This is a genomic window from Streptomyces sp. bgisy130 (genome assembly GCF_057708345.1).
This window is the reverse complement of record NZ_JBYISA010000020.1, coordinates 96,548-119,950: the sequence shown is the minus strand read 5'-3', so window position 1 is coordinate 119,950 and position 23,403 is coordinate 96,548. Positions and strand designations below refer to the sequence as shown.

Below are 23,403 nucleotides of genomic sequence, written 5' to 3'. Positions count from 1 at the left end.
CCGGAGCGTCCCCGGGCCCGCCACGCCCCCGCCGTACATCAGGTTTCTCAGGCCCCTCCGGACGGTACGGCCGACGACGCCCCGCCGTCCGGACCGGCCGTACCCGGCCCGGCCGTCCGGCCCCCGCCGGGCACCGCCCCGTCCACCGCGACCAGATCCCGGCTGCGGGTCTCCCGTGCCACGCCCACCGCGACCAGCGTCAGCAGCGCGGCGGCGATGACGTACAGCGCGATCGGCGTCGGGCTGTCGTAGTCGGCGAGCAGCGCGGTCGCGATCAGCGGGGCGGGCGCACCGGCCGCGACCGACGAGAACTGGGCACCGATCGAGGCGCCCGAGTACCGCATCCGGGTCGCGAACATCTCCGCGAAGAAGGCCGCCTGCGGCGCGTACATCGCCCCGTGGAAGACTCGCCCGACACTCACCGCGAGCAGCAGCGGCCCGAACCGGCCGCTGTCGACCAGCGCGAAGAACGGGAACGCCCAGGCGCCGACGCCGGCCGCGCCCAGCAGATAGACCGGCCGGCGCCCGATCCGGTCCGAGAGCGCGCCCCAGGCGGGGATCACCGCGAAGTGCAGCGCCGAGGCGATCAATACGGCGTTCAGCGCGGTCTGCTGGGACAGCGCGGTGTGCGAGGTCGCGTACACGAGCACAAAGGCCGTGATCACGTAGTACGAGATGTTCTCGGCCATCCGCGCCCCCATCGCGATCAGCACCTCCCGCCAGTGGTGCCTGAGCACCGCCACCAACGGCATCTTCTCCACCGCGGCCCCCTCCGCCCGCCGGGCCTCGGCACGCGCCAACGCGGCCCGGAACACCGGTGATCCATCCACCGAGAGCCGCACCCACAGCCCACGACCACCAGCACACCCGAGAGCCGATGGCACCATGTCCCGCGGGCGCGCCGTCCGCCATGAACGGGCCCGGAACGAGGTGGTGCATCGTCCGGCCGCGGCCGCCTCCTCGGCGGAGTATCACCTCCGACTTGACGCTCATCCCTCCAGATTTGTCACGGGTCGTCAACAATGCAACCGAACAGGCGGGTTGTCCCCTCTTGTGGAGCGGACTGACAGTCCCTGTCCGCCGCCTGTACCAGCCGAGGAGACATCCGCCGTGTCCGAGACATCCACATCCTTAATGCGTCGCCTTCGTGGCCGGGCCATGGGGCTCGCCGTGGCCGGTACGGCCCTCGTTCTCGTGGCCCCGGGCCCGGCGACGGCCGTGGCCGGCCCGGCCCCTGCCGCCCCGGCCGACCCGGTCTCCGTCCTGACGTACACCGCCAAGGAGCGCCAGGAAGCCCTCGCCTACTGGACGCCCGCCCGTATCAAGGCCGTCGGGAAGTCCGTGGACCTCGGTCCGACCGGGCCGAAGGCCAAGCCGTGGCGGGGCACCGCTCTGAAGACCGTGGGGCGGCTCTTCTTCGTCAACGCGAACGGCGCCGATACCTGGTGCACGGCCACCGCCGTCAAGAGCGCCAACCGCTCCGCCGTGATGACCGCCGCACACTGCGTGCGCCGGGGCTCCTCGCCCGCCAACACCCACATCGCGATGGTGTTCGTCCCCGCCTACAGCAAGGGCAAGATGCCCTACGGCGCGTTCGCGGTCCGCACCGCCGTCACCCCGCGCAACTGGGAGAACGACTCCACCGACGACCTGTCCACGCTGGTCGTCGACGCCGACAGGAGCGGCCGCAAACTCACCGACGTCGTGGGCGGCCAGGACATCGCCTTCAACCGCCCCGTTGGCGGCACGATTTCCGCCTTCGGCTACTCAGCCACCCGCCCGCAGCTCGGCGAGGAACTCCTCCACTGTGTCGGTACGGCCACGAAGAAGGACGGTGTACAGGCCGTCCCCTGCGACATGACGGGCGGCTCCAGCGGCGGCCCGTGGCTGGCCGACTTCAACGCCACCACTGGCAAGGGCACCCTGGTCTCGGTCAACAGTGCACTGGACTCCCTGACACCGACCGAGATGCAGGGAGAAGTGCTGGGAGACACGGCCAAGAAGGTGTACGAGCGGGCCCAGAACGGCTAGACACCGCCTCGGGCGTCAAGACGGCTGGGCACCGCCTCGGACGTCACGAGGTGGGCGGCAGCGCGAGCCAGTCCTGCCAGCTGATGTCGCGGCCCAGGTAACGGGGCTGCTGGAAGGGCCAGTCGGCGGCGATCCACTGCGGCACCAGCGTGTCGAGCGCGCGCTCCGCCTCGCCGCCGACGAGGTCGTCCACCACCCACCAGGAGATCTCCCCGTCGGAGCCGGTGCGCTCGGGCGGGTCGACATAGACGCAGCCGAGGATCGCCGTCTCCTCCTCGTCCAGCAGCGCGTAGTTGAACGACTGGTGCGCGGCTATCTCCTTCTCGTGCCGCAGCAGGTCGATGCGGTCCTCTTCATAGGTCATCGTCTCCGTGGGCCAGCCCCAGGCCGGGCCGAAGATCTCCCACAAGCGCTCCCGGGAGCCCATCACGGCGGGGTAGTCGAGCGCGGTGTCCGCCTCCCGGATCGGCCGCAAGTGCAGCGTGGTGTGGGGCACGGGCACGTGCACGGGGTGGACGAAGTCGTCAGGAAGCCAGCTCATAAGGGCTGAGGCTACAACCGGTCGCCGCGGGCGGCGCGGGAGTTTGTGCGCATCCGTAAGGGCAGGGGCGGAACGCTGTCAAGAGGTCCGGGCTCAGGCCGGCCAACTGCGAGTGGTGGGACGGGGCAGGCAACCGCGTCGCGGATCGTGGCCTCTCCATGGGCGACTTTGTTCTATCGCCAATGGAGGACTGATGGGCAAGGCGAGAACACCCTGTGCTGCCTGGGTGGGTGCGGTCGTGGCGGGGGCGGCGCTGGTGGTGTCGGCGGCCCCGCCCGCCGCCGCGGTGGTCGGCGGAGACCGGGCCGAGATCAAGAAATATCCCTGGACCGTCGCGCTGACGTCGTCGCGGGACGTGAAGGAGCCGGAGTGCGCGGGTACCCTCGTCGCGCCGCGCAAGGTGCTGACCGCGTCCCACTGCGTGAGCCCGGCCACCGTCGACGGGGTGCGTGTGGTGGGCGGACGGGAGGACCTCCGGGACACCCGTAAGGGCACCGTGCGCAAGGTGACGAAGCTGTGGATCCACCCCAAGGCCGACACCGAAGGGCACGGCGCCACCTACGCGCACGACCTCGCCGTCCTCACCCTCAACGCCCCCATGCCGTACCGCACGCTGCCGCTCGCCACCCCGGCGCAGCAGAAGCTGTACGAGGAGGGCACGCCCAACCGGGTGCTGGGCTGGGGCTCCACGACGGGCCGCGATGACGACACCCGGGTGCCGCCGTTGCAGACCGCGCTGATCCCCAACAGGGGCGATGAGCAGTGCATCACGGCGTATGGCACCCGTAGGTACCGCTCGTCGTACACGATGTGCATCGGCTATCCGGCGGGCGGCGTCAGTGCGTGCGCAGGGGACAGCGGGGGACCGGTCGTGGTGCGGGGGCGGCTCGTCGGTGTCATCAGTGGCGGCGGCAGTTGCACCAGCCGTCTCTACCCGGGCGTCGCGGTGAAGTCGGCCTCCTACTACTCGCTCCTCCAGAGCCAGATCGCCGGATAGGGGGTGGGAGGGATGATGCGGAGGACGACACGACACCGCTGCCTGCGGTGGCCGGTTCTGGTGGGTCTCATGGTGCTCGTCGGCGCCGGCTTCGCCGTGCTGCCGGCCCCCACCGCCCAGGCCGTCGTCGGCGGACAGAAGACCAGCACGGCGGAGGCACCCTGGGTCGTCGCGATCAATCTGTGGCGGCAGACCGACAGTTACCCGCGCTCGGGGCAGTTCTGTGGCGGCACCCTCGTCACTCCGACGAAGGTCGTCACCGCGGCCCATTGCGTCGTGGACGAGGCCCCCACCGATCTGGGGGCGGTGGCCGGCCGGACCGACCTGCGCCGTCACGAGGGCCGGATGCGCAAGGTGACCAAGGTCTGGATCCATCCGCGGTTCGGCCGCCATCTGGAGAACGATGTCGCCGTCCTCACGCTCGACCGGCCGATGCCGCCGCGGTACACCCCGCTGCCGATAGCCACCGCTGCCGATACCGGGCTGTACCGCCCCGGCACCGGCGCGCGGGTGTACGGCTGGGGCCTGCTGGACTACGAGAACCGTTCGGCGAACGTGCTCCGGGCGGCGAACCTGCGGGTGCTCCCCGACCGGACGTGCCAAAGGCTCAACCCCGGGGGCGACTTCGACCCCTCGATGCACGTCTGTGCCAACAATCCGGTCACCGGCGCCCACCACGCCGAGGGCGACAGCGGCGGCCCGCTCGTCGCCGGCGGCAGGCTGATCGGAATCGTCAGCTGGCTGGCCAACAGCGACGCCGCCACACCGACGCCGGGCGTCTACACCCGGGTCGCCGCCTTTTCCCGCGAGATCGCCCAGCAGCTCGGGTGAGGGAGGCGTCGTGATCGGGGCGGCAACTGATCAACGACGGATCAGTGGTTGATCAATCAGAGATCACCGGCCGATCAATGAGGATCAGTCGTCAGTGCGGCATGCGGCATGCGTCATGCGTTATGCGTCACGAGTGATCAGTACGTCAGCGCGTCGGACGCCGAGCTCTGCCAGTAGGTGACGGCGGCGTTGTCGTCCTTGTGCGTGTCCGCGGGCAGGGTGAGCTTGGCGGGGGTGCCCACCGAACCGGAGCCGTTGCGCGGAGCGAAGTGCACGGAGAGTTTCCGGGCGGTGCGGCCATGGGTGTCACCGCCGGGCTCGCCGCTGAGCTGGATCCCGGCGTAGGCGGACTGGCCCGGGGCGACGGACACGACGGACTGCGGCTTGCTGTCCTCGATGATCCGGGTCGTCGACTGATCGTCGTCGAAGCCCAGGAAGGGTGCGGAGTAGGCGTCGCAGGCGCGGGATCCGGTGTTGGTGATCGTGAGGAGCAAGTGATTGATGGGGCGCTTGACCTTGCTGACCACGGCCTTGACGTTCGCTCCGGTGCAGGGGCCCGACGAGCCGTTCCCGGCGCCCTGGTTCGCCCCGGAGCCGTTGGACTTTCCGGCACCGCCGGTCTTGCCGGCGTCCTTGCCCTGACCGCTGGAGGCTCCCTGCCCGGAGCCCGAGCCGGAGCCTTCGCCGTCGGCCTTGCCGGTTCCGCCGGCCTCGCCGCCCGGCGTGCTCGGGGCGCCGGATTCCGGGCGGGGCGCGGACCGGCCGCCGGACGCCGCATTGCCGTCGCTGTCGCAGGCGGTCAGGGACAGGCCCGCGAGAACGACGGCGGTGGCGGCGGCCGCGGTACGGGATCGAATGGTGCGCATGGTGATTCGACTTCTCCTAGCGAGGGTTTCAAGGGCGAATGATCAGCGAAATCACGACCGCGGCACAGATGATCACCACGGCGGCGGCGACAACATCGCTGATACACCAGCGGGTTCGCATGGCGGCTCCCGTCTCGGTGGTGCTGCTCCCAGCCTGCGCGGCGGGCGCCCGGGTGCCAACCGTCCCGGGACAAGGAGAGAAGCCGGAACGCTGGAACAGGCGCTGACCTGGGGAAACGACCACTGCCTGGAATGCTTTCCTGGAACGGCGGAACGAACGGGGGAGCAGGGTGGGGACGGAAACGGGGACCTCAGGCGCTGGGGTGGCGGCCGGCGCACGGCTGAGCCGGGAGAGCAACTGCGCCTGAGAAAGCCGGGGGAGGGGCCGTCGCGGGCCCCGGGAGAAGGCCGTCGAAAATTTTTTTAATCCGCCACCAATCCGCGGGCGTTGCGGCTCCGAATGACGCGTGACACCTCGCCGAGGTGTTGCTGTCGAACCCGGACGACGTGCGGTCCCCCCTCCTCCGTGGAGGCCGCCGGAAAAGGAACGATCGTGATAGCCAAGCGCACCCGCCACCTCGCCGTAGTCGTCGCTCTGCCCGCCGCCCTGGCCCTCACCGCAGGCGCCTCGTCCCAGGCCGTCGCCCAGGGCACCGGAGCGTTCCAGATCAACCTGGCGCAGCTGAACAACTCCGGTTCCAAGGGCACGGCGATGCTCAGCCTCCAGGGCAGGCAGCTGACCGTGAAGATCGAGTCCGAGGGGCTCGTGCCCGGTCAGCCCTCCGCCCAGCACCTCCACGGTTCCACCGACGGCCATGACTTTCACTGCCCGGACGCGAGCGACGACACGAACGGTGATGGCGTCCTCAACAACACCGAAGCCACGGTCGATTACGGCGATATCAACATCTCGCTCACCACCAAGGGGCCCACGGACATGAAGAGCGGTCTCGCCGTCGACCGGATGCCCGTGGCGAACGCGCAGGGCAAGCTCTCCTACGAGCGCACCATCCCGGTCTCCCAGGACGTGGTCGACCACATCAAGGACCTGCACATCGTGCAGCACGGCATCGACCGCAACGACAACAAGAAGTACGACTTCGAGGGGGCGGGCAAGAGCGAACTCGACCCCAAGCTCCCCCAGGAGGCCACCGCCCCGACCAACTGCGGTGAGGTGCTGGGCGCCGCGGTGGGTTCCATTCCGGTCGGCGGCGTCGAGACCGGCACCGGGCCCGTCGAGGAGAACGGGGTGCCGGCCGCGGTGCTCGGCGCCGGCGGGGCCGCCCTCGTGGCGACGGCCGGGGCGCTGGCCCTCGCGCGGCGCCGGAAGGCCGTCCTCGCCGCCGGGCGGGCCGGGGACAACGGAGCCGCCGCGTGAGCCGCCGTAACGAGGACACCATGAGCACCGTACGCCGCCGGGGCCACCGCGCCGCTGCCTGCGCCGTCGCCGCGGCCCTGTCGGCCGTGCTTCTCGCCGGGTGCGGAGGGCAGGACGCGCCACCGGCCCAGTCACTCCCCGCGGGGCAGCAGCCGGGTGACGGCGGCGGGCAGTCGTCCGGCGACACGGCACCGGGCGGCGGCTCCGGGAGCAAGGCGGCCGCCAGCCTGCCGAAGTCGGCTCCGCAGCGGCTCTCCATCCCGTCGCTCCAGGTCTCCTCCACGCTGGAGACACTGGGACAGCAGAAGAACGGTGCCATGGAGACGCCCCGGGACCCCGACAAGGCGGGCTGGTACCAGCCGGGGCCCACGCCCGGCTCCCAGGGACCGGCGGTGATCGCCGGCCATGTCTCCTGGAACGGCAAGCCGTCGGTGTTCCACAAGCTGTCGTCGATGAAGCGCGGGGACACCATCGAGGTCTCCCGGCAGGACGGGAAGACGGCGAAGTTCACCGTTGACCGCATCGCCCAGTACCCGAAGAACAAGTTCCCCACGCTGGAGGTCTACAAGAACCTCGATCACGCCGGGCTCCGCCTGATCACCTGCGGCGGTGACTACGACCAGGGCCAGCACTACTACCCCGACAACGTGGTGGTGTTCGCCAGCCTCACGGGCAGCGCGTAGACCGGACACGCGCAGCACCGGCCGGCTGTCCGGCGCCCCGCACGGGCGACCGGGCCGCTCGCCGGTGCCCCGGCCAGGCGCCGGGGTGCCGGACCGTCCGCCCGGGGCAACCGCCATACTGCCTGCGATCTTTCCTCGCCCCCGAAGGGAACCTCGCGACGTGTCCTCCACCGCCCCTCTCCCCGTCACACGCACCCGTGTCGTCATCATCGGCGCCGGTCCCGCCGGGCTCACCGTGGCGAATCTGCTGCGCACCGCCGGAGTTGACTGTGTGGTGCTGGAGGCGGAGAGCCGGGAGTTCATCGAGCAGCGGCCGCGTGCCGGGTTCATGGAGGAGTGGGCGGTGCGCGCACTGGCCCGGCGCGGGCTCGCCGACCGGCTGCTCGAACGGGCCGCCACCCAGGGCGAGTTCGAGTTCCGCTTCGACGGGGAGCGGCACACGATGCGGACCGGGGAGCTGTCGGGCCGCCGTCACTTCGTCTATCCGCAGCCGCTCCTGGTCACCGACCTCGTGGCGTCGTACGTGGACCGGGCGGGCGGCGAGGCCCGCTTCGGGGTACGTGAGGTGGCACTGCACGACATCGACGGCGACCGGCCGGCGGTGTCGTACACCGACCCGGTGACCGGTGCCCGGCACCGGATCGAGTGCGACTTCGTCGCCGGCTGCGACGGCGCCCGCGGGGTGTCCCGGGCGGCCGTCCCCGATGGCCGGGCGGTCCTCACCCGCCATGACTACGGCGTCGCCTGGCTCGCCCTCCTCGCCGAGGCACCGCCGTCCGCGGACGGCGTGATCTTCGGCATCCACGAGCGCGGCTTCGGCGCCCATATGGCCCGCAGCTCCCAGGTCACCCGCTATTACCTCCAGGTCGCGCCGGGTGAGGACGCCGGGAACTGGTCGCATGACCGGGTGTGGGACGAGCTGCGCGTCCGGCTCGCCGCCGACGGCGCCCCGCCGCTCGCCGAAGGACCGCTGATCGAGAAGGTGGTCCTGGACATGCACAACTATGTGGTGGAGCCGATGGTGTTCGGCCGCCTCCACCTGGCGGGTGACGCGGCACATCTGGTCGCGCCGATCGCCGCGAAGGGCATGAACCTCGCCATCAACGACGCGCTGCTGCTCGGCGACGCACTGATCGCGCACTACGAGGGCGACGACAGCGGGCTCGCCGGGTATTCGGATGCCTGTCTGCGGCGGGTCTGGCAGTACCTGGAGTTCTCGCAGTGGTTGTCCTACGTCTTGCACGGTGCCTCCTCCGGCGACCGCTTCCTGGCGGGCACCGCGCGGGCGCGGCTGCGGCGGCTGCTGGGGTCGGAGTCCGCGGCGAGGGCCTTCGCCGGGCTGTACATGGGCGAGGAAGCCGATCTGTGACGCCCCGGCGGACCGGGCGGGCGGTGCCTCCGTGGGGTGACTCACAAACCGGGGTGGGGTGGGATCCCGCGGTCCTGGGTACGCGGCCTCGTGATCGCCGGGCGGGATACCGTTGAGAAGTGGTAGAAATTCGGCGAAAAGCATCGCTGAGTGATTGAGGAGGGAGACGTATGTCATCCAAGCGCCGTCGTAAGAAGAAGGCTCGTCGCAAGAACGGTGCCAACCACGGCAAGCGGCCCCAGTCCTGAACGAAGGCTGTGACCGGACCTCGCCGATGGGGTCCTGGTGGGCTCCGCGTCTCCGCGCTTCAGCGGACGCGTGGAGCCCACAGTGCTGTGCGGCCCCGGCTCATGCCTTCGTCAGGGCCTCGGCTATCCGCTGGGAGACCTGTGCCTGGGTGGCGTCACGCCGGGTCGGGTTGAACGAGAAGGCCACGCGGCGCTGTTGGTCCCGGGTGGCGAACATGGCCGAGCTGTAGCCGTACCGTTCGCCGGTCTTGCCCCACAGGGTGATGCCGTTCAACGTGAAGGTCTGGAGGCCCGCGGCATAGCGGGCCGGGGTGCCGTCCACCATGCGCACCTCGTCCGGCGGCAGTGTGAACATCCGCTCCAGCTCAGGGGGTGGCAGGAGTTCGCCCGAGAACAGGGCGGTCAGGAAGCGGTCCAGATCGCCGGTACGGGAGATCATCTCGCCCTCTCCCCAGGCGGCCGACTGGTCGAACCGGGTGATGTCCAGCAGGGAGCCGTCCGTCATCCTCAGATAGCCGTGCACATGCGGCCAGTGAATCCGCGGGTCGTTGCCGGGCACGGTGGTGTGCCGCAGATCCAGCGGGCGCAGGATGCGGTGCGTGATCGCTTCGCCGTAGCGGCAGCCCGTCAGCCGCTCGATCAGCAGGGCCAGAAGGACGTAATTGATGCCCCGGTACTCCTGCTTGGTGCCGGGGGTGAACTTCATGGGGCCGTGCGACACCTGGGCCACGAGCTGCTCGGGCGTCCACCGGTCGTAGCGGTGACGGGCGATGTCCTCCGGGGAGGACGGGTCGTAGGGCGGGTCCGGCTCGTCGGGGAGTCCGCTGGTGTGGTTCAGCAGCTGTGACACCGTGATCGGCGGGAACCTCGACGGCAGCACGCCGGGCAGCAGCCGCTGGACCGGCTGCTCCGGCGACAGCCGGCGCTCGGCGGCGAGCTGAAGCACCACCGTCGCCACGAACGCCTTGGTGATGCTGCCGATCCGGAAGGTGTCCCGCTCATGGACCGCGCGGCCGGTGGCCCGGTCGGCGACGCCCTCGGTGCCGCACCACCGCCCGGCCGAACCGCTCACCCGAAGCTGGGCCGCGGTCAGCTGCGGATGCTCCAGATCGGCGAGGGCGGCCCGCAGCGCGGGAACGTTCAGCGGAGGGACGGGGACGGCTCCGGCGGACGGACTCCGACGGGCCGGGCCGCCGCCCGGCGAAGGGGACGGGGCAGGGGCCGGGGCCGGACGGGACGCGGCACCGGCCGGGCCCGCCGTCGCGGCGACCACCGCGCCGGACAGTGCGGCCCCCACAACTGCCCTGCGGGACAAGGGAGAAAGGCTCATGTCGAACAGCTTCGCGGCTGCGCACCGCGCCGTCGTCAGGGGTCTCCCTGACCCACCCCTGACCCACCCCGGAGGCGCGCCCCGAGCCCACCGGACTCCGGCCGGTCACCGCGCCGCTCCCCGCCGTGGTCCCGCTCCCCGCCGTGGCGCCGACCCCGTGGCGGCGCCGCACCGCCCGTCCCGCCCGCACCGCTGCCGCGCCCGTCCCGCCGCCCGCACCGCTGCCGCGCCCGAGTAGAGGGAGCCCAGGCGGCGGTCTAGCGTGGAAGGGAGTTTCGCCTCCCAGGAGGGGCTGTTGCCATGTCTCAGGGCCCGACGGACACCGCCGACGGTGGCCGGCTGTCGCATCTCCTCGACAGCCCCGTGATCGGAATGTCGCCATGGATCGCGATGTCGGTCCTGGTCGGGCCGGGCCGCTTCGAGCTGGCGGTCGCCATCGCGCTGGCCCTGGCCGTGGTGATCGTCATCGCCGGCCGTATACGCCGTCCCGGGTCCTCCTTCAAAATTCTGGAGATTTCCGATGTGGTGTTCTTCGCGGTGATGGCGATCATCGGCATTTTCGCCTCCCCGGGCACCCACCGCTGGCTGGAGAACTATTCGGGCGAGGTCGCGAACCTCGCCCTGATGACGATCGCCCTTGGCTCCATGGCGTGCCGGGTGCCGTTCACCCTCCAGTACGCCCGGGAACAGGTGCCCCGCGAGTTCTGGGGCGAGCCCAGATTTCTGCGGACCAATTACTACATCACGGGTGCCTGGGGCGCCGCATTCGCCGTGGCGGCGATAGCGGGGGCCTATGGCGACCTCGTGCTGCACAATTCCAATAACCTGTGGACGGGCTGGATCATCCAAATCGCGGCCATCATCGCGGCCTTGCAGTTCACCCAGTGGTACCCGGACGTCGCACGGGCGCGTTCACTGCGCGAACGCAATCTGCCCGGCCCGGCCGAACCCCCGCTGAGCAGCCTGCTCATCCCGCTGGCGGGCTATCTGACCCCGGTGGGCATCCTGGTCCTCGCCTTCGGTGCCGGGCCGGTGTGGCTGGGCGTGGGGCTGATCGTGCTGGGCATAGTGCTCGTCAAATCCCTGAGCCGCGAGAAAGAGGCGGAGCCCGAGGTATCGCGGTGAAGGGTTGACGGCACCGGGTGCCACGTGATCTAGAATCGCTGAATGATCTTCATCGTCGTCAAGTTCCCCGTGAAGCCCGAGTACGCCGAGGAGTGGCCGCAGCACGTCGCCGCCTTCACCGAGGCAACCCGCGCCGAAGCCGGCAACCTCTGGTTCGAATGGTCCCGCAGCATCGAGGACCCGAACACCTATGTCCTGGTCGAGGCATTCAAGGACGATGCCGCCGAAGCGCATGTCAATTCCGACCACTTCCGCGCCGCGATCGAGCAGATGCGCCCGCTGCTGCGCCGCACCCCCGACATTGTGAGCACCACCATCGAGGGCGCGGACGGCTGGAGCGCCATGGGCGAGATCACCATCGACTGAAGGACCGGCGACCGGCAGAACGGCCACCGGCGGAAACGGCCACCGACCGGAAGGCAATCGGTGAACGGCCCCCGGCTGAAAGCCAATCGGCGGAACCGCCAAGGGCGGACGGGCCGGAGCGCCTCCGCCGAGGGGCCCGCTACGCCTCCTGCATCAAGTGGCTGAGGAACCAGTCCCGGGCGAGGTCGGCGACCTGCTGGAGGGCGCCGTGCTCCTCGAAGAGATGGGTGGCGCCGGGAATGATCTCGACGCGGGTCTCGCAGCGCAGCGCCGCCTCGGCCTCCCGGTTGAGGTCGATGACCACGTTGTCGTTGCCGCCCACGATGAGCAGCGTCGGCGCCCGTACCGCGACCAGCAGTGGTTCGGCGAGGTCGGGGCGGCCACCGCGGGACACCACGGCACCGACGTCCGCACCAGGCGTGGCGGCGGCCCACAGCGCCGCCGCGGCGCCGGTGCTCGCGCCGAAGTAGCCGATCGGCAGGGCGGTGCGGTCACGCAGCCAGCCGGTGGCGGCCGTCAGCCGGTCGGCGAGGGTGCCGATGTCGAAGACGTTCGACCGGTGGGCTTCCTCCGCCGGGGTGAGCAGGTCGAAGAGCAGGGTGCCCAGGCCCGCCTCGTTCAGGGCCGCGGCGACCAGCCGGTTGCGCGGGCTGTGCCGGCTGCTGCCCGAGCCGTGCGCGAACATCACCACCGCGCGGGCGCCGGCCGGCAGGTGGAGGTCCCCGGTCAGCCGGACCCCGGCGGCGTCGATCGCCACCTCCTCCTCGACGTCCTTGTCCGCCGCGGTCTGCGCGTCCGCGGTCTCCGCGTCCGGCGCGGACCGCTCCGGCCCGGGGCCGTCCGCTGCCTGCGCCAGCAGCGCCACGACCTCGTCGTCGGGGGTCTGGGAGAAGTCCTGGTACCACTCGCCGACGGCGGAGAAGGCGAACGGGGTGGAGAGACAGACGAATTCATCGGTCGCGGTGCGCAGCCGCTCGGCCGCGTCCGGAGGCGCCACGGGGACGGCGAGCACCACACGGGCCGCGCCCTGTGCGCGGACCACCTGGCAGGCTGCCGCCGCGGTGGCGCCGGTGGCGATCCCGTCGTCCACCACGATCGCCGTCCGCCCTTCGAGGGAGAGCCGCGGCCGTCCGGCACGGAAACGCTCCGCCTGACGGGCGAGTTCCGCCGCCTCGGCATGCTCCACGGAGGCCAGATCGGCCTGTCCGAGCCGGCCCCGGCGGACGATGTCGTCGCTGATCACCCGCACGCCGCCCTCGCCGATGGCACCGAATCCCAGCTCGCGCTGGTAGGGGACGCCCAGTTTGCGGACCACGATCACATCGAGCGGCGCCTTGAGCGCCCGCGCCACTTGGAAGGCCACCGGGACCCCGCCACGGGGCAGGCCCAGCACGACGGGCTCTTCCCCCTCCAGGTGCTGTAGCGCTTCGGCGAGGCGGTGCCCCGCATCCGCGCGGTCAGTGAACAGCACAGTGTGCACCCCCTAGCCAGGGGAGACGGAAGCTGCGTTCACACCTCACTTCGAAATAACCCCATTCATGGCTCCTTCGCAAGTCGGACGGTGGACGGGGCCCCGCCCTCCGCCCGGCCCCGGCCGACCGTGGTTACCGTCGGCATATGGAAGGAATCGGAGCGGTTCTGATCGATATCGACGGTGTGCTCACCGTGTCCTGGAAGGCGCTGCCCGGCGCCGTCGCGGCCATGGAGCGGCTGCGCGCGGCCGGGCTCCCGCTGCTGCTGGTCACCAACACCACCTCACGGACCCGCGCCGTGGTCGCCGGACGGCTGGCCCGGGAGGGCTTCCCCGTAGGCGCCGACGACATTCTGACCGCACCCGCCGCCACCGCCGCCTACCTGCGCACGCACCATCCGGACGCGCGCTGTCTGCTGATCAACAGCGGCGAGGTCCGGGCCGATCTGGAGGGAGTGGAGATCGTTGAGGAGGGGGCCGGCGGAGCGGGCGGGGCGGCGCCGGATGTGGTGGTGTTCGGCGGTGCGGGCGAGGAATTCGGCTATGCGGCCCTCAACACCGCGTTCCGCCATCTCCAGGGCGGCGCCCGGCTGGTCGCCATGCACCGCAATCTGTACTGGCGTACCGCGGACGGGCTCGTCCTCGATACCGGGGCCTTTCTGCCGGGCCTGGAACGGGCCGCCGGGGTCGAGGCGGTGGTCACCGGCAAACCGGCCGAAGCGTTCTTCGCCACCGCCCTGGCGCAGCTCGGCGCCGCTGCGTCGGAAACGCTGATGGTGGGCGACGACATCGAGTCCGATGTGCTGGCGGCCCAGCGCTGCGGGCTCACCGGGGTACTCGTCAAGACCGGTAAATATCTGCCGGAAACCCATCGCACGGCCACCGGCACCCCGGACCGGGTACTCGACTCCTTCGCCGAGCTGCCCGCGCTGCTGGGTCTGCCCGGCCTGCCGGAGCGGCCTGCCCCGTGAGCCGGGGTGCGGGACCGCGCCCCGACCGCGCCCCGGGCCTCACCCGGCGGCGGCCGCCGCCCCGGCGCGCCGGTAGTGGAGCAGGACGACGCCATTGCCGAAGGTCCGGGTCCCGGCGAGTTCCAGGCCGGTCCTGGCGTCCGCCGGCCGGAACAGGGGCGTGCCCCGCCCGAGGATGACCGGATGGACGTAGAGGCGGTACTCGTCGATCAGATCGTGCTCCCGGAAGGACGCGGCGAGGTCGGCGCCACCGAGCGTCATATCGCCGCCCGGCTGTGCCTTGAGCGCCATGATCTCCTCGGGGACGACCTCCCGCATCAGGGTGGTGTGGTACCCGCCGGCCTCCTCCAGGGTCCGGGAGAACACGATCTTGGGCATGTCCCGCCAGATCCCGGCGAATTCAGCCATCGGGCCGGTGATCGCGGGATCGGCATCGGCCGTGGGCCAGAATCCGGCCATCAGCTCATGGGTGACCCGCCCGCACAGGAAGGCGCCCATCGTCCGCAGCTGCTCGTTGACGTACCGGTGCAGCTCGTCGTCGACCAGGTGCCAGCCGATATCGCGGTTCGGGCCCTCGATGAAGCCGTCGAGGGACACCGACAGCCACACAATGATCTTTCTCATCGCCGTCCTCGCCGAGGTCGTCGGGGCCGGGCCGATACCGGCCGGACGGCTCCAGTGTGCCCGGCGCGGGCGCGGTGGCGGCCGTACGGGTGCGCACGGCGTGCCGGGGCGAGGATGCCGGTCAGGGCGGGGCGGTGAGCAGTGCCGCGATCTCCGCCGCCGTCCAGTGACCGTCGGCCCCCGGGCAGCCGGCCAGATAGGCGGCGGCCCGGCGGGCGCTCCATCCGTGGGAGGCGACGATGCCGGCCCCGATATGCCGCAGATACGCCGCCGACGGTGCGTTCATGGTGATGTCCTGGCTGCTCCACGGGGCGGTGAAGGTCAGCACCGGGTACCCGTCCAGGACGCCGGCGCACACCAGCGTCTCGTACCGGCCGGGGCCGATCCGGGCCCGTCCTTGGGCCACGGCCTCCGTGAGATCGAGGTCCTCGCCGGGCTCCCGGTACATCTCCTGCGCGGCGATGTCGGAGAACTGGGAGAGCGTCAGCAGATAGGCGCGGGAGGGGAGTTCGGCGCCTTCCGGCCGGCTGCCCCGGGCCGGGGCAGCATCGGGGTCGTAGAAGGCCCGGCCGCCGGTCCACACCTCCGAGGTGGTGGCGAAGTAGAGCAGCCCCGGCAGCATGACCGGTGCCGTGCGCGCGGGGCCGCGGGGGTCCCGGCAGCCCGGGTAGCTGCGCAGCCCGCCGGGCGGCCGGCCGCCGGCCAGGTAGGCGGTCAGCCGGTCGAGATGCATGTTGGAGCCGTACGCGGCGTACCACAGGCGGTGGACGGGGGTGCGGCGCCGGACGGCTTCGGGGGAGTCGTCCAGGGCTTCGAGGCGTCGGGGCCTGGTCACGCTCTCACGCTACGCGGACCGGCCCGCGGGCGGGGCGAGGGCGTGCGGGCGGGCGGCCGCGGTGAACCTGGCTTGATCGTTACCACCCCGGGTTTTGGTGCGGAGGGTCTGGAGATGCGCACTGCACGGACCGGAACGGACCGGTCCGCAGGGCAACCGGTGGCCGGTCGACGGCCGGCTGCCGGGGACGGAGGCAACATGGCGGACAAGGTGTCAGGGCGCACCGACACAGAGATACGCGGCGGCAGGACGGCGGGGCGCGACCCGGTACCCGCGCCGGACGCGAGCCGGCGCCGGATGCTCGCGGTCACGACAGCGGCCGGGCTCGGACTGCTCACGGCCTGTGGGGGCACGTCCTCCCGTGCCGATTCCGCGTCCAGGGCCTCACCGCCGGGGCGGCCGGGATCCTCCCCGTCGGCCGGGTCCGGTTCCCCGGGCCCGTCCGGCGCCGCGTCCCCGGGCCGCCCGAAGAAGCGGCGCCGCCCGGAACTCCCGCGTGGCGGACGGGAATTGTTCCCGCGCTACCGGCTGGTCGGGTTCTGTGGCCTGCCCGGCGCCGCGGCGCTCGGCCGGCTCGGGACCGGGGACCCCGGGCGGCGGGCCGCCGAGGCGGAGAAGGTGGCGCACTCCTTCGCCGCGGGGCGGGAGCCGCTGCCCGTGCTCGAACTCCTGGCGACGGTCGCCAACTCCGCGGCCGGCCCGGACGGGATGTACCGCTCACGCACCCCCGCCGCCACCATCCGCCGTTTTCACCGGGTGGCGCGCGAGCGCCGCGGGCTGCTGCTGTTGAACATCCAGCCGGGCCGTGCCGCGGTGCTCGACGAGGTCAAGGCGCTGCGCGACTGGCTCGTCCACCCGGATGTGGGGATCGCCCTGGACCCGGAGTGGGAGATGGGCTCCGGCGAGGTGCCGGGCGACACCTACGGGCATACCGACGGCCATGAGCTGACGAAGGTCGCCCGCTATCTGTCCGGCCTGGTCGAGGAGCACGATCTGCCGCAGAAGCCGCTGGTCTTCCACCAGGTCGCCACGTCTGTCGTGGGCGACCAGTCGGCGCTGCGCCCGCAGCCCGGGGTGGCGCTGATCAAGAGCGCCGACGGGATCGGCTCGCCCGGCCTGAAGCGCGGTACCTGGCACAAGCTGGTCCGGGATCTGCCCGATGGTCTGCACACCGGCTTCAAGCTCTTCTACGAGGAGGACGCGGAGGGCAGCCGCCTCATGACGCCGAAGGAGGTGCTGGCCCTCCGGCCGCAGCCGGAGTACGTGATGTACGAGTGAGCCGCCCGGAACGCTTTGGTCCGGACGGCTCGGGGGCCGGGTCGCGCGGAGCGGCCCGCCGCGCGGCGGGCACCGTGCTGCCGCGTGGGCCGTGATCCGTTGTCAGTACGCGTGCCGGTCGGCCCGGTTGGTCCATGCCGCATACGCATGGGCGCCCAGCTCGGGGTGGATCTGTTCGATCTTGATCCGCCGCTCGCTGAGGGGCCGCTTGAAGTCCTCGTACTGGAACGAGTCGTCGAAGCCGATCCGCGCGGTGTCCTCCAGGTCGCAGCTGTAGTACACGGCGTCCATCCGGGACCAGTAGATGGCGCTCATACACATCGGGCAGGGGGCGCCGCTGATGTAGATCGAGCAGCCCTGGAGCATCCGGGCGCGCTCCGGCAGCGGGTCCGGTGAACCCTCGGGCCGGGCGACGTACTCCAGTGTGCTCTCGTTCTGGTGCTCCACGGCGATTGACGGGGCCTCAGGGTTGAGGACCTGGATGGCTTTGCTGATCGTCTGCATCTCGGCGTGAGCGGTGGGGTCGCCGGTCAGCAGAACGCGGTTCTGCCCGCGGGCGAGAATCTCGCCGTTGCGTGTGATCACCGCGCCGAACGGGCCGCCCCAGCCGTTCTCCACGGATTCCGTGGCCAGCCGTACGGCCTCTGCGAGGAGTTCTTTGTCTTCCATCACGGACTCTCCGATCGGCATCGATTCCTCAGCGTCCTCTGCGGAACGGACTGCACTAATGCCCAATTTGCCCGGTAATTCCCCTATGTACTAGGCTACTCGATGTGAGTTCCCGTGCAAGCCGTGACTCCACGGCGCTCAACGCCACCGTTGTGACCTCGCAGAAGGTGCGCGAGGGCCGGGCCGATGAGTATCAGCGCTGGCAGGACCGGGTGAATCAGGCGGCCGGCGAATTCGAGGGATTTGTGGGCGCCGAGGTATATCCGCCGGCCGCCGGTGAAACCAATGAATGGGTGGCCGTTTTCCGCTTTTCCGCCATGGACTATTTGACCGCCTGGCTGGATTCGGACCGACGGCAGGAGTTGCTGGACGAAGCGCGCGGACTCTTCGAGAGCCCCCCGACGCAGGAGGTGCTCCAGGGCGGCACCCCCGCTCAGCCGGCTCCGGAGGCGGTCACGGCCGTGATCTCCCACGAGGTGAAGCCGGGCTGCGAAGAGGGATTTGTGAACTGGCAGCAGAAGACGCTCAAAGAGCAGGAGAAGGCGCCGGGCTTCATGGGGTCCGAGCTCTTCGAGCCGGTGGCGGGCGTACAGGACAACTGGGTTGTCGTCTTCCGGTTCGAGTCGCGTGCCTACCTCGACGACTGGCTCACCTCCGACGTACGCAGCAAGCTGCTGGAGGAGGGGAGCAAATACTTCACCTCCTACGACGTACGCAAGGTGGGTTCGTCGTTCAGCGGCTGGTTCACGTTCGACCACGGCGAGGACCAAAGCGCACCGCCCAACTGGAAACAGGCCATGTCCGTTCTGCTGGCGCTCTATCCGACGGTGATGGTGCTCAACCTGACCGTGGGATACGGACTGGAGAAGCTCGGAATCCGCGAGTACATCGGGCTGTTCCTCTCCAACGTGCTGAGCGTCAGCGCACTGACCTGGCTGTTGATGCCGACGGTGAACCGGGCCCTCGCCTTCTGGCTGGTGCCGGCCCGGGCCCGCACCCGCCGGGTACAGGTGACCGGTGTCGCGGTGATGCTGCTCTGCTACGTGGTGAGCATCGGCGTCTTCGGCCTGATCACCGGCCAGATCTGGTGAGGAGGCAGCCATGCGCCCACGGGCACCGGCAGTTGGGGCGGACATCGAGGGCACGCTGATCCGGCGGGCCGACCGCGGCTACGAGGACGCCCGTACCGGCGCGGTGTGGAACGAGGTCACGCCCCGGCGGTTCCCCGAGCTCATCGTGCGGGCCGCCACGGAAGCGGACGTGGTGCACGCCGTCACCTGGGCCCGTGAACAGGACCTGCGGGTCTCGCTCCGATCCGGCGGGCACAACTGGTCCGGCTCACCCCTCCGCGACGGGGGCCTGCTGCTCGACCTCTCCGGGCTCCGGCAGTGCGGCATCACGCCCGCCCGGGGCGCCGGCCCGGCCACCGCCACCGTGGGCCCCGCCGCCACCGGCCAGGACTTGGTCGCCGCCCTCACCCCGCACGATCTGGCCTTCCCTGTCGGGCACTGCCCCACGGTGGCGGTCGGCGGATTTCTGCTCAGCGGCGGACTCGGCTGGAACTCCCGCGCCTGGGGGCCGTCCTGCGCCGATGTGCGGGAGATCCGGGCCGTCACCGCCGACGGGCGGACGGTCACCTGTAGCGACACCGAGCACCCCGACCTTTTCTGGGCCGCCCGGGGCGCCGGGCCGGGCTTCTGCGCGGCCGTCACCGGCTTCCGCCTGGCCCTGCACCCCCACCCGGCCGCGATGCTGACGACAACCCTCACCTTCCCGCTGGCCGATGTCAGCCGGGTGACGGAGTGGGCGGAGCCGCTCGCGCGCCGCCTCCCGCCGTACGTCGAGACCGCCTTCGTCCTCGCGGCCTCCGGTCCGCCGACCGCCAGTGCTCCCCGGGGACCCCGGATCACGGTCGCCGCCACCGCGTTCGCCGCCGCGGAGTCCGAGGCCCGGCAGGCGCTGGAGCCGTACGCCGACTGTCCCTTCGGCGAATGCGCCGTCACCCGGCAACTGCCCACGCCGGTGTCCTTCGCCGCGCTGCACGAGGGCGCGGCAGCCGTCTGGCCGCCCGCACACCGGTATGCCGCGGACACCCTGTGGTCGCCGGAGAGTTACACCACCCAGCTGACGCGGATCGCCGACGCGGTCGCCCACGCCCCCTCCGGGAAGTCCCTGGTGCTCTCGCCCGTACAGCCGGTCGCCCAGGAACCCGCGCTGCTGCGGAACATGGCCTTCGCCCCGCTCGGCGCGTCCTATCTCGTCTGCTACGCGGTCTGGGACGACCCGGGCGGCGACCAGGACAACGCGCGCTGGCTGCGGGACGCCATGGCCGCCGCGGACCCGCGGGACCAGGGCTCCCACTACATCGCCGAGACGGACCTGGAGGCCGACCCCGCCCGGGCCCGGCGCTCCTACACCCCCGCCACCTGGGACCGGCTCCAGGAGATCAAGGCGCAGTGGGACCCGGAAAACCTCTTCCACTCCTACCTCGCACCCTGACACCCCTTAGGGGCTAGGCACGGATCCGCCGCCAGGGGAAGCGCGGACGGCGCCGTGGGCGCACCATGGCCCTATGCTGCTGGCGCATCTCGCACAGGTATCGGGGGAGGTCGCCGCGACGCCGGCGCGTTCGCAGAAGATCGCGCTGCTGGCCGGGCTGTTCCGGGCCGCGGCGCCGGAGGACGTCCCGGTGGTCATCCCGTATCTCGCCGGCCGGCTGCCGCAGGGGCGGATCGGGGTCGGCTGGAGCGTGCTGCGCGAAGCGGTGCCGGCCGCGGACCGCGCCACGCTGACCGTACGCGATGTGGATACCGCGCTGACCGCCCTGGCGCGGGTCTCCGGGGCCGGGGCGCAGGGCGAGCGGCGCGTACTCGTCCGGGAGCTGCTGGCCGCGGCGACCGCGGACGAACAGCGGTTCCTGACCGGTCTGCTCACCGGCGAGGTACGGCAGGGCGCGCTGGACGCCCTCGCGGCCGAAGGGCTCGCCGCCGCGGCCGAGGTGCCCGCGGCGGACGTACGGCGCGCCGTGATGCTGGCGGGCTCGCTGCCGGACGTGGCGCGGGCGCTGCTCGCCGAGGGACCGGCCGCGCTCCGGGACTTCCGGCTCACCGTCGGCCGGCCCGTCGGGCCGATGCTGGCGCACAGCGCCAAGTCGGTGGCCGAGGCGGTCGACCGGCTCGGCGCCTGCGCCGTGGAGGAGAAGCTCGACGGCATCCGCGTCCAGGTGCACCGCGACGGGCCGGACGTCCGGATCCACACCCGCACCCTGGACGAGGTCACCGACCGGCTCCCCGAGGTCACCGCGGTCGCCCGGGAGCTGCCGGCCGGCCGTTTCATCCTCGACGGCGAAGTGATCGCCCTGGACGGCGCGGGCCGGCCGGTGCCTTTCCAGCGGGTCGCCGGACGGTTCGGCTCGCGGGTGGACGTCTCCGCCGCGCGGGCCGCGCTGCCGCTGTCCCCGGTCTTCTTCGACGTGCTCTCGGTCGACGGCCGGGACCTGCTGGAACTCCCGGGCGAGCAGCGGCATGCGGAGCTGGTCCGGCTGGTTCCCGAGCCGCTGCGGGTGCGCCGCGCGGTGGTCGGCGACCCCGCCGACGCGGCCGCCCGCGCCGCCGCGGAGGAGTTCTGGGCCGAGACCCTGCGCCGGGGCCATGAGGGCGTCGTGGTCAAGGCGCTGGACGCCCCCTACAGCGCGGGCCGCCGCGGCGCCGCCTGGCTGAAGGTCAAGCCCGTGCACACCCTGGACCTGGTGGTGCTGGCCGCGGAGTGGGGCCACGGCCGGCGCACCGGGAAGCTGTCCAACCTCCACCTCGGGGCACGGGACCCGGACGGCGGTTTCGTCATGCTGGGCAAGACGTTCAAGGGGCTCACCGACGCCACCCTCGGCTGGCAGACCGAGCGGCTGCGGGAGCTCGCGGTGGCGGACAACGGCCATGTCGTGACGGTGCGTCCGGAGCTCGTCGTCGAGATCGCCTACGACGGGCTCCAGACCTCCTCGCGCTACCCGGCGGGCGTGACCCTGCGCTTCGCGCGCGTGGTGCGCTACCGGGAGGACAAGACCGCGGCCGAGGCGGACACCATCGAGACGGTGCTCACCGCGCACGACGGCGGGGCCGGGTAGCGCCATGGCCGGTAAGCGCAGCGCCGGACTGCTGCTGTACCGGGGCACGGCGACCGGGGTCGAGGTGCTGCTGGCGCACATGGGCGGGCCGTTGTGGGAGCGGCGGGACGCGGGGGCGTGGACTGTGCCCAAGGGCGAGTACGTACCGCCGGAGGAGGCGTGGGACGCGGCCCGGCGGGAGTTCGAGGAGGAGCTGGGCGTGCCGCCGCCCGACGGGCCCGGTCTCCCGCTGGGCGAGATCCGCCAGTCGGGCGGCAAGGTGGTGACGGCCTGGGCCGTCGAGAGCGATCTCGATCCGGAGCACGTGGTGCCCGGCACCTTCGAGATGGAGTGGCCGCGCGGGTCCGGGGTGATCGGCACCTTCCCTGAGATCGACCGGGTGGCCTGGTTCGGCCCGGACGCGGCGCGAGAGCGGCTGGTGGCGGGCCAGCGGGTGTTCCTGGAGCGGCTGGCGGAACGGCTCGCGAGCGGGGCCTGACCGCGGGCGCCGCGCACTCCCCGGCCGCACTACCCGCGCAGGCGAGATGCCACCACTCGCCCTGGACACTTCCGTTCGCCACCCGGCAGTCTGGCGGCGGGGCCGTGCCACCAGGTCCCGAACGGGGGGCCCTGGCCACAGGGTCATGAGCATGCCGCGGGGGCCGCATGTTGCGTATTCACTTCGAAGACCGGGATGTCGCGCGGGTACAGATAGCCGCCGAACCCGATCCACTGTGGGAAACGGTGCTCGCGCTGCACCATGTCGTCCCACCGGGGCGCGGAGTGCCGGTGTACGGCGCCTGGCGCGCCCGCGCCCGCCGCGAACTGGACGCCCGGGGACTGACCCCCGCCGCCCGGCTGATCAGCGCACTGGCCCCGGCCGATGCCCGCTACTTCCCGGACTTCCTCACCCCCGACGCGGCCCGCGACGGACTGGCCGCCGGGCTGGCGGCGCTGCGGGAGACCTCCCCGGTCCGGCTGACGGCGGAATCCGCACGGGCCGCGCTGCCGGACCGGCTCCCGCGCTGGACCGCCGCCCTGGCCGCCGGGAGCCGGGAGCCGCTCGACGAACTGGCCCGCGCCTTCCGGGAGGTGCACCGCGCGGTGATCGCCCCCGACTGGACGGAGGCGGCCGCCACCGTCGACTCCGACCGCGCTGCCCGGTCCCGCGCCCTCTGCCGGGGCGGTGTCGACGGCATGCTCAACAGCCTCCGCCCGGCGCTCCGTTGGGAGCCGCCGGTGCTGTACGTCGACTATCCCCAGGACCGCGAGCTGCGGCTGGGCGGGCGCGGGCTGCGGCTGATCCCGTCCCACTTCTGCTGGCGCAGACCCATCGCGCTGGCCGACCCGGGCCTGCCGCCGGTGCTGGTCTACCCCGTGGAACACTCCACGGCGTGGGCACCGGCCACCACCCGCAGCTGTCATCCGCAGGCGTTGTCCACCCTCCTCGGCCGCACCCGGGCCCGTATCCTCGCCGCGCTCGACGCACCGGCCACCACGGGTGAACTGGCCCGCCGCTTACGGGTCTCCGCCCCCTCGGCCAGCGAGCACGTGAGCGCCCTGCGCGAGGCCAACCTGGCCCGCAGCCGGCGCGACGGCGGTTCGGTCGTCCATGCCCTCACCCCGCTCGGCACGGCGCTGCTGCACGGTGAACTCGCCCCCGTACGGCTGCCGAACTGAGAGGTGCCGGG

The 23,403-nt window shown here is 71.8% G+C and carries 23 protein-coding genes and 1 pseudogene; 16 read left to right on the top strand and 8 right to left on the bottom strand.

Features of this window, described 5'->3' with window-relative positions; all coding sequences use genetic code 11:
• Nucleotides 1-47 precede the first annotated feature (47 nt).
• A pseudogene (locus AC3EUV_RS24455) lies at nucleotides 48-874 on the bottom strand (MFS transporter); the annotation flags it as partial.
• 260 nt (nucleotides 875-1,134) lie between these two features.
• Here AC3EUV_RS24455 and AC3EUV_RS24450 point away from each other — a divergent pair.
• On the top strand, nucleotides 1,135-2,031 hold the full coding sequence (locus AC3EUV_RS24450) for a trypsin-like serine peptidase (protein ID WP_435603905.1): 897 nt from the start codon (nucleotides 1,135-1,137) through the stop codon (nucleotides 2,029-2,031).
• Between the two features lie 43 nt (nucleotides 2,032-2,074).
• Here AC3EUV_RS24450 and AC3EUV_RS24445 read toward each other — a convergent pair whose 3' ends face one another.
• Nucleotides 2,075-2,572, bottom strand: coding sequence for a GNAT family N-acetyltransferase (locus AC3EUV_RS24445; protein WP_432143270.1), 498 nt, complete (start codon nucleotides 2,570-2,572; stop codon nucleotides 2,075-2,077).
• Nucleotides 2,573-2,765: 193 nt separating this feature from the next.
• Between AC3EUV_RS24445 and AC3EUV_RS24440 the strand changes: the two genes are divergently transcribed.
• Both AC3EUV_RS24440 and AC3EUV_RS24435 read left to right on the top strand, forming a co-directional pair.
• A complete protein-coding gene (locus AC3EUV_RS24440) occupies nucleotides 2,766-3,569 on the top strand; it encodes a S1 family peptidase (protein WP_432143271.1) in 804 nt (267 codons plus the stop codon).
• Nucleotides 3,570-3,638: 69 nt separating this feature from the next.
• Complete coding sequence (locus AC3EUV_RS24435; RefSeq protein WP_435603904.1) at nucleotides 3,639-4,400, top strand: S1 family peptidase; 762 nt, start codon at nucleotides 3,639-3,641, stop codon at nucleotides 4,398-4,400.
• Between the two features lie 137 nt (nucleotides 4,401-4,537).
• On the opposite strand, the gene AC3EUV_RS24430 is transcribed toward AC3EUV_RS24435, so the two are convergent.
• On the bottom strand, nucleotides 4,538-5,266 hold the full coding sequence (locus AC3EUV_RS24430; RefSeq protein WP_435603903.1) for a DUF4232 domain-containing protein: 729 nt from the start codon (nucleotides 5,264-5,266) through the stop codon (nucleotides 4,538-4,540).
• Between the two features lie 553 nt (nucleotides 5,267-5,819).
• Between AC3EUV_RS24430 and AC3EUV_RS24425 the strand changes: the two genes are divergently transcribed.
• From AC3EUV_RS24425 to AC3EUV_RS24410, 4 genes are all read left to right on the top strand, one after another.
• Nucleotides 5,820-6,644, top strand: coding sequence for a hypothetical protein (locus AC3EUV_RS24425; RefSeq protein WP_432143274.1), 825 nt, complete (start codon nucleotides 5,820-5,822; stop codon nucleotides 6,642-6,644).
• Entirely contained in the window at nucleotides 6,641-7,327 is a 687-nt protein-coding gene (locus tag AC3EUV_RS24420; RefSeq protein ID WP_432143275.1) for a class F sortase, read from the top strand. The genes AC3EUV_RS24425 and AC3EUV_RS24420 overlap by 4 nt, the downstream gene beginning before the upstream one ends.
• A gap of 160 nt (nucleotides 7,328-7,487) precedes the next feature.
• Nucleotides 7,488-8,696, top strand: a complete 1,209-nt coding sequence (locus AC3EUV_RS24415; RefSeq protein WP_432143276.1) for a 4-hydroxybenzoate 3-monooxygenase — start codon at nucleotides 7,488-7,490, stop codon at nucleotides 8,694-8,696.
• 170 nt (nucleotides 8,697-8,866) lie between these two features.
• Nucleotides 8,867-8,944, top strand: a complete 78-nt coding sequence (locus AC3EUV_RS24410) for a 50S ribosomal protein bL37 (protein ID WP_370454205.1) — start codon at nucleotides 8,867-8,869, stop codon at nucleotides 8,942-8,944.
• Between the two features lie 100 nt (nucleotides 8,945-9,044).
• Here the strand turns inward: AC3EUV_RS24410 and AC3EUV_RS24405 are convergent, their stop codons facing one another.
• Nucleotides 9,045-10,274: a serine hydrolase domain-containing protein gene (locus tag AC3EUV_RS24405; protein WP_435603902.1), complete on the bottom strand. Its 1,230-nt coding sequence runs from the start codon at nucleotides 10,272-10,274 to the stop codon at nucleotides 9,045-9,047.
• Nucleotides 10,275-10,574: 300 nt separating this feature from the next.
• Between AC3EUV_RS24405 and AC3EUV_RS24400 the strand changes: the two genes are divergently transcribed.
• Both AC3EUV_RS24400 and AC3EUV_RS24395 read left to right on the top strand, forming a co-directional pair.
• Entirely contained in the window at nucleotides 10,575-11,399 is an 825-nt protein-coding gene (locus AC3EUV_RS24400) for a hypothetical protein (protein ID WP_435603901.1), read from the top strand.
• 42 nt (nucleotides 11,400-11,441) lie between these two features.
• A complete protein-coding gene (locus AC3EUV_RS24395) occupies nucleotides 11,442-11,765 on the top strand; it encodes a putative quinol monooxygenase (protein WP_432143279.1) in 324 nt (107 codons plus the stop codon).
• A gap of 139 nt (nucleotides 11,766-11,904) precedes the next feature.
• Here the strand turns inward: AC3EUV_RS24395 and AC3EUV_RS24390 are convergent, their stop codons facing one another.
• A complete protein-coding gene (locus tag AC3EUV_RS24390) occupies nucleotides 11,905-13,236 on the bottom strand; it encodes a phosphoribosyltransferase family protein (protein WP_432143280.1) in 1,332 nt (443 codons plus the stop codon).
• Between the two features lie 146 nt (nucleotides 13,237-13,382).
• Here AC3EUV_RS24390 and AC3EUV_RS24385 point away from each other — a divergent pair, with 146 nt between their 5' ends.
• Nucleotides 13,383-14,207 (top strand): TIGR01458 family HAD-type hydrolase, encoded by an 825-nt coding sequence (locus AC3EUV_RS24385; protein WP_432143281.1) that lies wholly within the window; start codon nucleotides 13,383-13,385, stop codon nucleotides 14,205-14,207.
• A gap of 39 nt (nucleotides 14,208-14,246) precedes the next feature.
• On the opposite strand, the gene AC3EUV_RS24380 is transcribed toward AC3EUV_RS24385, so the two are convergent.
• Nucleotides 14,247-14,831 carry a dihydrofolate reductase family protein gene (locus AC3EUV_RS24380; RefSeq protein ID WP_432143282.1) on the bottom strand — a complete coding sequence of 195 codons (585 nt, stop codon included), beginning with the start codon at nucleotides 14,829-14,831 and terminating at the stop codon, nucleotides 14,247-14,249.
• A gap of 121 nt (nucleotides 14,832-14,952) precedes the next feature.
• Nucleotides 14,953-15,666: a histone deacetylase gene (locus tag AC3EUV_RS24375; RefSeq protein WP_435603900.1), complete on the bottom strand. Its 714-nt coding sequence runs from the start codon at nucleotides 15,664-15,666 to the stop codon at nucleotides 14,953-14,955.
• Nucleotides 15,667-15,864: 198 nt separating this feature from the next.
• On the opposite strand from AC3EUV_RS24375, the gene AC3EUV_RS24370 reads away from it, so the two are divergent.
• Nucleotides 15,865-16,944: a hypothetical protein gene (locus AC3EUV_RS24370; protein ID WP_435603899.1), complete on the top strand. Its 1,080-nt coding sequence runs from the start codon at nucleotides 15,865-15,867 to the stop codon at nucleotides 16,942-16,944.
• 102 nt (nucleotides 16,945-17,046) lie between these two features.
• On the opposite strand, the gene AC3EUV_RS24365 is transcribed toward AC3EUV_RS24370, so the two are convergent.
• Nucleotides 17,047-17,613, bottom strand: a complete 567-nt coding sequence (locus AC3EUV_RS24365; protein WP_432143368.1) for a nucleoside deaminase — start codon at nucleotides 17,611-17,613, stop codon at nucleotides 17,047-17,049.
• Between the two features lie 104 nt (nucleotides 17,614-17,717).
• On the opposite strand from AC3EUV_RS24365, the gene AC3EUV_RS24360 reads away from it, so the two are divergent.
• From AC3EUV_RS24360 to AC3EUV_RS24340, 5 genes are all read left to right on the top strand, one after another.
• Complete coding sequence (locus AC3EUV_RS24360) at nucleotides 17,718-18,704, top strand: antibiotic biosynthesis monooxygenase (RefSeq protein WP_432143285.1); 987 nt, start codon at nucleotides 17,718-17,720, stop codon at nucleotides 18,702-18,704.
• A 10-nt stretch (nucleotides 18,705-18,714) separates the two neighbouring features.
• The gene (locus tag AC3EUV_RS24355; protein ID WP_435603898.1) at nucleotides 18,715-20,112 is read left to right on the top strand and encodes an FAD-binding oxidoreductase; all 1,398 of its coding nucleotides are present in this window, start codon (nucleotides 18,715-18,717) and stop codon (nucleotides 20,110-20,112) included.
• A 73-nt stretch (nucleotides 20,113-20,185) separates the two neighbouring features.
• On the top strand, nucleotides 20,186-21,733 hold the full coding sequence (locus AC3EUV_RS24350) for an ATP-dependent DNA ligase (protein WP_435603897.1): 1,548 nt from the start codon (nucleotides 20,186-20,188) through the stop codon (nucleotides 21,731-21,733).
• 4 nt (nucleotides 21,734-21,737) lie between these two features.
• Nucleotides 21,738-22,211, top strand: coding sequence for an NUDIX hydrolase (locus AC3EUV_RS24345; protein ID WP_435603896.1), 474 nt, complete (start codon nucleotides 21,738-21,740; stop codon nucleotides 22,209-22,211).
• 167 nt (nucleotides 22,212-22,378) lie between these two features.
• Nucleotides 22,379-23,392 (top strand): winged helix-turn-helix domain-containing protein, encoded by a 1,014-nt coding sequence (locus tag AC3EUV_RS24340; protein WP_432143289.1) that lies wholly within the window; start codon nucleotides 22,379-22,381, stop codon nucleotides 23,390-23,392.
• Nucleotides 23,393-23,403: the final 11 nt, after the last annotated feature.